Origin of the sequence: Parabacteroides chinchillae, from assembly GCF_900108035.1 — a bacterium.
Classification (GTDB): Bacteria; Bacteroidota; Bacteroidia; order Bacteroidales; family Tannerellaceae; genus Parabacteroides; species Parabacteroides chinchillae.
The window spans coordinates 86,171-96,703 of the sequence record NZ_FNVS01000016.1; the positions used below are offsets into that span (position 1 = coordinate 86,171).

General features: G+C 38.3%; 6 protein-coding genes. 1 reads left to right on the top strand and 5 read right to left on the bottom strand.

Annotation, left to right across the window (positions count from 1 at the left end; genetic code table 11):
* Positions 1-49: 49 nt before the first annotated feature.
* The gene (locus C4S38_RS12715) at positions 50-1,060 is read left to right on the top strand and encodes an aspartate-semialdehyde dehydrogenase (RefSeq protein WP_103984021.1); all 1,011 of its coding nucleotides are present in this window, start codon (positions 50-52) and stop codon (positions 1,058-1,060) included.
* Positions 1,061-1,214: 154 nt separating this feature from the next.
* Here C4S38_RS12715 and C4S38_RS12720 read toward each other — a convergent pair whose 3' ends face one another.
* The 5 genes from C4S38_RS12720 to C4S38_RS12740 all read right to left on the bottom strand — a co-directional run bounded on the left by C4S38_RS12720 (position 1,215) and on the right by C4S38_RS12740 (position 10,503).
* Entirely contained in the window at positions 1,215-2,816 is a 1,602-nt protein-coding gene (locus tag C4S38_RS12720) for a RagB/SusD family nutrient uptake outer membrane protein (RefSeq protein ID WP_103984022.1), read from the bottom strand.
* A gap of 11 nt (positions 2,817-2,827) precedes the next feature.
* Positions 2,828-5,920 carry a SusC/RagA family TonB-linked outer membrane protein gene (locus C4S38_RS12725; protein WP_103984023.1) on the bottom strand — a complete coding sequence of 1,031 codons (3,093 nt, stop codon included), beginning with the start codon at positions 5,918-5,920 and terminating at the stop codon, positions 2,828-2,830.
* 222 nt (positions 5,921-6,142) lie between these two features.
* The gene (locus C4S38_RS12730) at positions 6,143-8,893 is read right to left on the bottom strand and encodes a heparinase II/III family protein (RefSeq protein ID WP_103984024.1); all 2,751 of its coding nucleotides are present in this window, start codon (positions 8,891-8,893) and stop codon (positions 6,143-6,145) included.
* A gap of 28 nt (positions 8,894-8,921) precedes the next feature.
* Positions 8,922-10,106, bottom strand: a complete 1,185-nt coding sequence (locus C4S38_RS12735) for a glycoside hydrolase family protein (RefSeq protein WP_103984025.1) — start codon at positions 10,104-10,106, stop codon at positions 8,922-8,924.
* Positions 10,107-10,257: 151 nt separating this feature from the next.
* Positions 10,258-10,503 (bottom strand): hypothetical protein, encoded by a 246-nt coding sequence (locus C4S38_RS12740; RefSeq protein WP_103984026.1) that lies wholly within the window; start codon positions 10,501-10,503, stop codon positions 10,258-10,260.
* Positions 10,504-10,533: the final 30 nt, after the last annotated feature.

A 10,533-nucleotide genomic window follows, 5' to 3' on the forward strand; every position in this document is an offset into this window, starting at 1 on the left:
CGTAAAATTATAACATTTTTTTCTACAAACAAATTAATTAGTGCTCAAAATGAAAGTAGCAATTGTTGGAGCAAGTGGAGCCGTAGGACAAGAATTCCTGCGAGTACTCGACGAAAGAAACTTCCCGATGGATGAGCTTATCCTTTTTGGTTCATCCCGCAGTGCCGGACATGTTTATAACTTCCGTGGTAAACAGATTACTGTCAAGGAACTTAAACATAACGACGACTTTAAGGGAATTGATGTTGCTTTTGTTTCGGCCGGTGCAGGTACATCACGCGAATTCGAGCAGACAATCACCAAATTCGGTACTGTCATGATCGACAATTCAAGTGCTTTCCGTATGGATAACGATGTACCTTTGGTCGTTCCCGAAGTCAATGCGGAAGATGCACTGAATCGTCCGCGCGGTGTCATTGCCAACCCTAACTGTACTACCATTCAAATGGTTGTTGCGTTGAAGGCAATCGAAAATCTGTCGCATATCAAACGCGTACATGTATCTACCTATCAGGCTGCCAGTGGTGCAGGTGCCACAGCTATGGCCGAATTGGTAAAACAATATGAGCAACTGTTGAAAGGCGAAGAACCGACAGTGGAGAAATTCGCTTATCAGCTGGCCTACAACGTCATTCCTCATGTAGACGTATTTCTGGAAAACGGTTATACAAAAGAAGAAATGAAGATGTATAACGAAACCCGCAAGATCATGCATTCGGATATTGAAGTAAGTGCTACTTGCGTACGTGTACCTGTTATGCGCGCTCATAGCGAATCTACCTGGATTGAAACAGAACGTCCTATCAGCATCGAAGAAGCCCGCAAAGCATTTGCTGAAGCAGAAGGTGTCGTATTGCAAGACGAGCCGGCAAAAAAAGACTACCCGATGCCATTATTCATTGCGGGAGAAGACCCTGTTTATGTTGGCCGCATACGAAAAGACCTTACAAATCCGAACGGTTTAACATTCTGGACAGTAAGCGATCAAATCAAGAAAGGTGCAGCCTTGAACGCTGTTCAGATTGCAGAATATCTGATTAAGGTAAAGAATATAGGGTAATTTACTTCCTGATATTACAAGATAAAAGAGGCCTGCTAACAATAAAAAGTTAGTTGGCCTCTTTTCTTATTTACCTGTCTATCTTCTGATAAAAAAAATACCCCCGAAAATTAGAAATAACTTTCGGGGGTCAACACATTACTATCCACTTATTTTAATTCCATCCCGGATTTTGCTTCAAAGCTGGATTCAAATCCATTTCTTTTTGAGGAATTGGCCACAAATAGTAGTGATCAGGGAATCCTCTCTGACGGATCTTCACACCTGTAAATTCAGTCATCCAAACACCATCCACTACATCTTTCGCTATTTTCCAACGGCGGATATCCGAATATCTCTGTCCTTCACCGCAAAGTTCAACCATTCTTTCATGACGAATTTTCTCACGCATCTGAGCTTGACTCAACCCGGCAGGAAGTTCTTTTATACCTGCCCTTTTACGAACAGCATTTATTGCATCATAAACAGATTGGTCTGCACCAACAGCTTCGTTCTGAGCTTCAGCATACATCAACATAACATCGGCCAAACGGATAAGAGGGAAGTTCTGAGGCATATTATCCTGCAATGTATATGTAGAACCTGTTTCCACAAACTTTCTCCATGAATAGCTACCATTTGCCCAAACCGGAACAAAAGCACCCGGATCTGTTTTATCAACCGGAAATTTATAAAGGAGCGTTCCACTTTTTCCTTCAAATTCAGACCAGGGAACAATAATTGCCTGATGCATACGAGGGTCTCTGTTCTCAAACAATTTTCTAACAGAGGCTTCATCATTCCAGTCTTCCGGATTGTTAGGATCAAAAGTAGTACCTTTTGCATTTTTATAATTTTTGAAATCAAAAGAGGTTCCGTCAACCATTTCAAAAGCATTTACCAGTGCCGGAGTAGGACGGGTACGCTGCGATCCGGATGTTGCACCTCCCGAATTTCCATAATTACGGTCTGTTGCTATACCTTGTTTTGCTTCGGCAACATACTGTACATCAAAAATAACTTCGCTGTTATTATTTCCTGCAACACGGAATAGTGAATGGAAATCATCCACCAACTTGCGGTCGCTCTTTTCCATCAATTCTTTAAAATCGGCAGCAGCCTTGTCATATTGTTTAGCCCACAGATGTGCTTTACCTCTCATTGCCAATGCAGCCCATTTTGTAGCACGGCCTTTGTCTGATTGTCCATAACTTTCAGGCAATAAAGAAATAGCATCTGTCATATCCTGCACAATAAAATCATACACTTCCTGTTCTGTATTACGAGGCTTATCAGCTTCGTCTGCATTCATCGGATAATCATAAATAGGCACACCTCCAAAATAATCCCATAGTTTAAAATAGAAATATCCACGGAAAAACTTTGCTTCACCCATTGTACGGTTCTTTACAGCTTCCGACATCTCGATACCCGGAATCTGCTTAATAGCAGTGTTCGCACGGTAAATGCCTTTATAGAATATACCCCATGAAGTTTCATAAAAGACAGCATTCGTAGGGAAATTTCCGGTTGTCAATCCGGTAGCCCATGACTGGTACGAAATATCAGTAAAGTCGTCCATCATACCATATATTACGATGCTGTTTGTAAATTCACGATTCGCATTATATAATGAATTTACGCCCATTATCGCATCTTCTTCCGATTTCCAAAATCCTCCTTCCGAAAGTCCTACCAATGAATTTCTGTCAAGAAAATCACTGCAAGAAGACAGAAGGAATATAGATGCTATAATTGATATTATTATTTTTTTCATATCTTATTCATTTAAAATGTTACGTTTAAACCAACTACCCATTGTTTCATTAACGGATAAGATATATCTGTGTTTTCAGGGTTATATCCGTCGAAGCTTGTAAAGGTAAAGAAATTCTCAAGGTTCGTATATACTCTCAATCTATCAACCAAGAAGGTAGATGTCAATCGTTTAGGCAAAGTATATCCAAGTTGTATGGACTTAATTCTGAAATAAGAAGTATTATACAACCAATAATCGCTATATGCCGTATTAAGTGCCGAACCTGAGGTCTGCAAACGAGGATATTCCGTTGATCTGTTTTCAGGAGTCCAATGATTTAAAACATTCTCTCTGATCAAGAATCCTTCGTTAATATTGAACGTATTGAATCCGTCATTACCCCAATAACCTTTTACGTTGCCGACTCCTTGTCCCACGATATTAAAATCAAAATCTTTGTATGCAGCACTAATGCTAATACCATAAGTTAATTTAGGCAGGGAAGAAAAGTCTTTTGCTACGCGATCCTCCAAATTGAATGCTTTATCGTCATTTGTATTCTTATATAAGAAATCACCAGGTTTAGGTGTACCGCCTATATCACTTCCGAAAGTATATCCGTCAGCCAACAACTTGTCTATTTCGGCTTGATCCTGAATGATATGATCTACTTCAAGAACGTAGTAACTGTTATAAGGCTTACCTTCCATAGTAATCATAGCTTTATCTATGGATCTGTCGCCATTAAACTTGGTTACTTCATTCTTCACTGTAGCTAAGTTACCACTAACGCTATATGAGAAATCTTTTCCAACATTGCCATGGTAAGTCAATTGCAATTCCACACCTTTATTGGTCATTTCTGCAATATTCTGCCAAGGTGGAGTAAAGTTTCCCATTGTCAATGAAATAGGAATACGTGTTAAGATATCACTGGTTTTCTTATTATAATACTCAGCACTTACGGATAGTCTGTTATTAAACAAGACAAAGTCTACACCAATATTAGTAATTGCTGTTGTTTCCCATTTAATTTTATTGTTTGCCAACTCTACAGGAGCCACACCTTGCTGAAGTTGTCCGCCAAAAGAATAAGGTGAAGAGCCATATACAACCTGATATGCATAATCTCCAATTCTGTTGTTACCTAATTTACCCCATGAACCTCTGATCTTGATATCATCAAAAACAGTCTTCAAAGGTTGGGCAAAAGATTCTTCTGTTAATCTCCAACCAGCAGAGAAAGAAGGGAAGAATCCCCATCTGTTAGCAGGAGCAAATCTGGAAGAACCATCATAACGGGCACTGATATCTAAAAGGTATTTTCCTTTATAATCGTAGTTGACACGTCCGAAATAAGAACGGAGAGCATCATCGGTTCCAGATCCGGTTATAGATTCGTTCTCAACACCGGCATCCATAATATATATGGCATCATTTCCAAGTATATCGCTTTTCTTTGCATCAAACTTATCCATACGACTATATTGTTGGTCGAAACCAAGTAAAACCGCGAAGTTATGCTCCTTATTTAATGAATAGTTGAAACGCAAAAGGGTATTCAGAATAGTTGAATAGTCTCTTCGTGTACCATTAAACAGTTTATCAATATTGGATTTTGGCTGGTATTCATATCCAGACTGGAAATCCCATAGAGAATAAGGATTGGTATATTCCCAGTTATATCTGTTATCATAATTAAAGCCGAAGCTACTTTCCCATTCAAAGAACTTCAGGAACTTCACTTTTCCATAGAATTTCAATCCTAATTTTTGTCTTTGATAGTTACCCCGTATATTATCTACATAAGCACGCGGGTTACTAACTTCTGCCAGGTCTTTGAACATAGTTCCACCATAACGGCCATCCTCATATTGAGGAATAACTCCCGGAGTTGTATTTCTGATGTAGTTGAAAAAGTCTTTTGTATTAATAGGTTTACTATCCGACCATGAGCCAAACACGTTGGCACCCAAATCAAGCCAACTTGTTGCTTTTGAATCTACATTTAAACGGAATGAATACTTTTTAGAGCCGGAATTATCAATAATTCCCTGATTGTCCAAATAGCCAAGAGACAATGAGTAATTCATTTTCTCGCTACCACCTCTTACATTCAGATTATGCTCCGTCAAAACTGAGGTCTTAAGCATTTCATCATACCAATTGGTATTCGGATACAGAGGATTACCTGCGGCAGATTCTTGCCTCCATTGATCAATCAGACTATTTGAATACTTTTCAAAACCTTCTGCTTCGTTTACCAAACTCATGTGAGTAGCCATATCGCTTACAAAGTCGACCGTTTTCGCTGCACTTTGCCATCCAACATAACCATTATAAGAAACATTTACTTTACCTTCTTTTCCTCTCTTTGTAGTAACCAGAATTACACCGTTAGCAGCACGGGAACCATAGATTGAAGAAGAAGAAGCGTCTTTAAGCACAGATACGCTTTCTACATCATTCGGATTTACATCATTTAATGCTCCCGGTACACCATCAATAATAACCAAAGGTTCCGAATTATTCATTGTACCTTTACCTCTTACCAGAATAGAGACTTCTTCAGATCCGGGAGCTGCCGATGTCTGAGAGATATTTAAACCTGCACTCAGGCCGGTCAATGCCGAAGACAGATTCATTGTAGGGCGACTCTCCATCGATTCATCAAATCTAACAGCAGATACGGCACCTGTCAAATTCTGTTTCTTCATCGTTCCATAGCCTACAACCACAACGTCATCAATCATTTGAGAATTTTCGGCCAGTACAACATTATAGGTATTTTTGGAATCAACAGTAATTTCTTTTGGCAGATAACCGAGATAAGTAATAACAAGCACTGAACCCGGACTTACTGAAAGAGAGAAATTACCGTCCATATCAGTCATTGTTCCATTAGTGGTACCTTTCACAGCCACACTAGCACCCATCAGTGGTTCGCCCGCTTCATCCTTGACACTACCCCTCAACTGTTTTTGTTGCGCAGGAGACGGCATTCCAATTTTGCTGCTGTCATCTACCTTATCTGGTACATGCGCGTAAGCAGCAACATTGGGTAAACCCAACATCGCGGAACCAAGAAATACTCCTAAAATAGATCTTTTGTAGTTTTTCATATTAATTTATAATTAGACATTAGATTATAGGAAATAATCAATCTTTACTTATCCATTAGCGTAAAGCAAATTTGAAGAATAACAGTTATCTATCTTCCTTTCATTTGATTTGCAAAACTATTGATTCTTTCACCCTCTCAATAGTACATTCGAGCTAAAGATTCTTCAAATCACGTCATTCTGTATTATCTGGAATTTTTTTTATAATCAAATAACTTCTAACTATTTACCCAACTCATAAGAGCGACCGGGAGTAATTAAATATCTTCCCTTACCGCCTCTAAAGAAAATAGTATTCTTACCCGTTTTAACTTTGAAGTTAATATTTATCGCCCCATTCTCGCTTTGTACATTCCAAAAACCGGGTTTCAAATCAGTTATTAATATCTGGGATTCCGAACTTTGATCAACCTTTAAGGTAAACGGACTTTGTATTTGCTGATAACCGGAGCTTAAGCATACCATACGATCTTGCAAACATATAATATATTGGCCATTTTCTTCTTTAAAGTCTACAGGCATAGGCTTTGTATTGTCTGCTGTCATTTGAAAAACAGTCAGGAAACGATTGTGCTTTTCTTTTTTCTTCGGAAAAGCAACAACCTGATAACCATTTGCCTCGGGATAAGATGATTTAATCTGATACTGAGGGCCTAATACACTAGAAGAATCTTTCAGGCTGGAAATTTCGATCTCCCGGTTTTCCGGTAATGGAAGTAACATATTAATATGGGTCTTACCAACAAAGCCGTCTTTATTATTTTGTAATACAACGTCGGTACCGAGACGGCCTGGTTTATTCAATGTATTTATCTTCCAATAAGCATCAAAGTTGTCTTTGGACGCAAACAGATCGTCTGCCAAAATAATTACAGCCGGAACATCTTCCCTATTCATATTAAGGAAACAGAAACTACGGGTATAATTAGCAACTTTACTATAGTAAGCAGCGGTCAAATCTGCTTTAAAATAACTATATGACGGTTTCAGAGTATTTGCTTCAAAATCTGCAGAAAGTACGGTTCCGTAATCAAACCAGGGGTCATTTTTAGCCTCATCGGGTGATTTCGGATTTCTTTGATTAAACCGGCTTCCTCCATCATTTATTTTTGTTCTGTTAGCCAACTTTTCATCAGGATCTTTAACAAGTATCATATTGTGAGAAACAGACCTTTTATAGAAGTTGAAATCATATGGTGTGCCATACGCTCCATATATTCCCAAATCTGCGACTTGTTGACCACGGTAATAAATCTGAAAAGAACCGGCATCGGCATGTTTATGATTTCCGAAATGATAACCTCCACCTCTTATTTCGGCAACCACATCATTACTTGTTTTATCCATATTCCATCCGGTTCTTGCAATCAGGCTTCCCAATACAGGGCCAAACTCTGTAGATAACGGTAAAGAAGTTAAATCATGTTCTGCTTTTAAATCAGGATTATTCACCAATAAAAAAAGAACAGGATTGTCTTTAGCTCTTTCCAATCCGCCACGACGTTCAAATTCACCTTTCGTTACAGCATCATCAGCATAGGAATAGTCCAACAATAAGGTTTCGGGGTAAGCAAAATGCGTTTTGGAAAATTTATCCCCATCATACATCCGCTCCCCAGCAGGGAGACGCATATATAACCAGTACTTCCGCAGATCAGCAACATTATCGTTAAACACGCGGACTCCGGTCATTCTATAAAACATCCATGCAGCATGCATTTCCCACCCATGTCTATATGCCCCGTAATCAAAACCTTGATTATGACGGGGTGATTGATATTCAAATGCCCTCATAGGAATCAGATGTTCCAGAAGCAAGTAAGAGATATAACGATATGGTTCAGGGTCTTTATCATATATAGCAATACTCATCGCTAAAAAATCGCGGTTTACCTGAGCTTCACTGGCATGTCCATTTACTACATGCTCTTTGAAAGGAGGCCACCCGATCTCCATATCCGGAGCAAGACGCATCATGTTATCATAAAGACTTTGCTTATCTTTTTCGTCCAGCAAGTTATAACACCAGTCGTAAGTAATTGCCGCCGTATAAATAGCTTTTCCTATTTCACGCGTAATATCTCCGGATTTAACATTACCGAATTCTAAAACTGATAAATAATCAACCGCCAATCGAACAGCTTCTTTTCCGATCTCGCGATTGCCGGTCATAAGATAATAGAAAGACTTAATAATGACTGCGTCTTCCAGTTCCGTATTATAAAATATTTCTTTCCGTATATTGAATTGAAAAGGGAATGGTTCTTTCGCTGTTTTTTCTACTATTTGCCATATCGCAAGATTTTCACCTTTCGTTAAGTTCTCTCTTACATCTGCAATATTATTCTTGTTAACCCATAGTCTTGGTCTGTCTGTAGGCGGAACAACCGTTGGAACATAACTGGCAGCATCAGCCGGTACTTCCAGAGGAACATATTTCTCTATACGAATTGCTTCGAATGATATTTTTTCCGGTAACCAAAGTTTTAACTCCTGGCCTGTTTCCAAATTAAATATGCCGAGATCATGCCCGGAATATTCATGCAGGTTCGATACGATACGTCTCGTTACACGTTGATTGTTTATTTGAATCTTAACCAAACGTGTCTCTACATTCATTCCGGGTTTAATGACCTCGTGCCTAATCACATCCGCAAATAACCTGTACCTCCCGGCTTCAGGAACCTTAACTTTATATACTATATCAGGATCGGTTTCGGTATCAGTATTTACTCTTTCGCTCACTCCTTTTTTTAAAGTCAATAATTTTGTTTTCGGAGAAGCAGTCTTATAGATTACATTAGTGGTTTTATTGTTATTCTTGGCATAGTCTACAGTTAGAGTCGCTTTATATTTTTCATCTTCTGCGGTTCTTTTCTGCAGAGAATAATTCTCTGCAGAAAGGACCGTAACAGCCATGCATGCTGTAAAAAAAACAAGAAAAAATAATATGTGGTTTTTACATGTACTCATTGTTGCAATTTTCTGCTTTATCCTATTATTATTTTTTTACCGAATTGGTTATCCTCACATTTACATTTCCTGGATCCAGTTGTACATCTTTTCCTTTCGGGTTAAGTTGTGTGATTTTATTGAAATGCGAATTATATACCGGAGCAAGAAATTCCAAAGCAATATCCGACTTATAAGAGCGAATATCATTCATAAAGATATTATACATATTTCCAGGTTTAAAGCCTTGTCCATATTGCCCATTTCCATAAATACGTACAACTTTTCTTTTTCCGCCTTTCGGTCCGTCGCTTATATTAGAACAATAAATATTATAAATTTTAGGCTGTGAAGGCAACAGAATCATCACGTGATGTACACCGGATGCTTCAATATTACGACAGGTAATATCATGTATGTCGCCTCCATAAGAATAATCCGAATATCTTACCGGAAGAAGAGGAAATACATATTTATTATTGCTCCACCGGGTTTCGTCAAAAGCAGCGAGGATTATCGTATCATCAGAAGTTTCTCCTGTAATATTCTCAATCACAATATCAGAGCCTCCCTGAATTATACTTACTCCATCGCCATTTTTAACAGTTGTGTGCAAATCTATATTATTAACATATCCGTTTTTACATCCGTTAGTCAATACAATTCCCCAACTATGCGTTTTCTGTACTTTCAATCCGGATATTTCAAATCCGTCGACATAAGAAAACAATATCGTAAAGTTTCTCCAACCCCAATAATCACCCAACCATTTTTCTTTCACCTTCGTCTTAGGGTTTACTCCTTCATAAAAATTTTCGGCACCTTCTATTATTGCTCCGTTCAATCCTATAATTTTAATGTTCTCGGCAGGCAATAATTGCTTGACATACCCATTCGGATCATTTTCATCTATATCCAGATTTCCTGAACGAATAATATTGTCGAACACCTGATCGGCAAGCTTTATTTTACATCCGTCAACAATCATCGTTGTGTTAGACGGCAAAGCAATTGCCTCTGATATAAGATAAACCGGAGAGTCTTTGAACAGGATTGTGCCACCGTTGCATTCTTTTATAAAATCCAGAGCGTTAGATATCTGTTCCGAGATGTTTTTCCCTTCAAAGTCTTCGGGTTTAACCGCAACGGAATGGTTTTTATTCTGCAATTCTCCGGCATGTAACATAGTAACCTGAAGAAGTATAATCAAAAAGGCAAATAGTATTTGTCTCATTTTTATCCGTATTTACTTTTATTAGTGGTCAATATTCTGATAGAAGCGTCCGTTTTGTAGAATGTCGTTATACCGACCGGTCGAAACTCTTTATACCGGTAAGTATAAAAGTTTTCTACAAACTAACCGACAATCTATCATCTATAAGTTGTTATTTCTTCCTCCCGAATACATTACAAATCAACCAATAAAGGATACGGAAGAAAAGTGCAATAGCATAAAAAGCAATGCTTAGACAAAGCACCCATAGCAACTGTGTAAATGCTTCTTTCCATTCCGTACCAAAGGCTATAATAGAAATGATATTCAGCAAGAAAGCCAGTACAAAACAAACACCAAAGATCAATAATTCAGTGCGTTGCCTTTTTGTTGTTATTGTTATATTTAAGTCTCTCATAATTATGCATCAAATGAATAAGGTATTTTG

Excerpts from the sequence above, each read along its gene's own strand:
- C4S38_RS12715 (WP_103984021.1), top strand. The coding sequence starts at position 50 with ATGAAAGTAGCAATTGTTGGAGCAAGTGGAGCCGTAGGACAAGAATTC.
- C4S38_RS12720 (WP_103984022.1), bottom strand. The coding sequence starts at position 2,816 with ATGAAAAAAATAATAATATCAATTATAGCATCTATATTCCTTCTGTCT.
- C4S38_RS12725 (WP_103984023.1), bottom strand. The coding sequence starts at position 5,920 with ATGAAAAACTACAAAAGATCTATTTTAGGAGTATTTCTTGGTTCCGCG.
- C4S38_RS12730 (WP_103984024.1), bottom strand. The coding sequence starts at position 8,893 with ATGAGTACATGTAAAAACCACATATTATTTTTTCTTGTTTTTTTTACA.
- C4S38_RS12735 (WP_103984025.1), bottom strand. The coding sequence starts at position 10,106 with ATGAGACAAATACTATTTGCCTTTTTGATTATACTTCTTCAGGTTACT.
- C4S38_RS12740 (WP_103984026.1), bottom strand. The coding sequence starts at position 10,503 with ATGAGAGACTTAAATATAACAATAACAACAAAAAGGCAACGCACTGAA.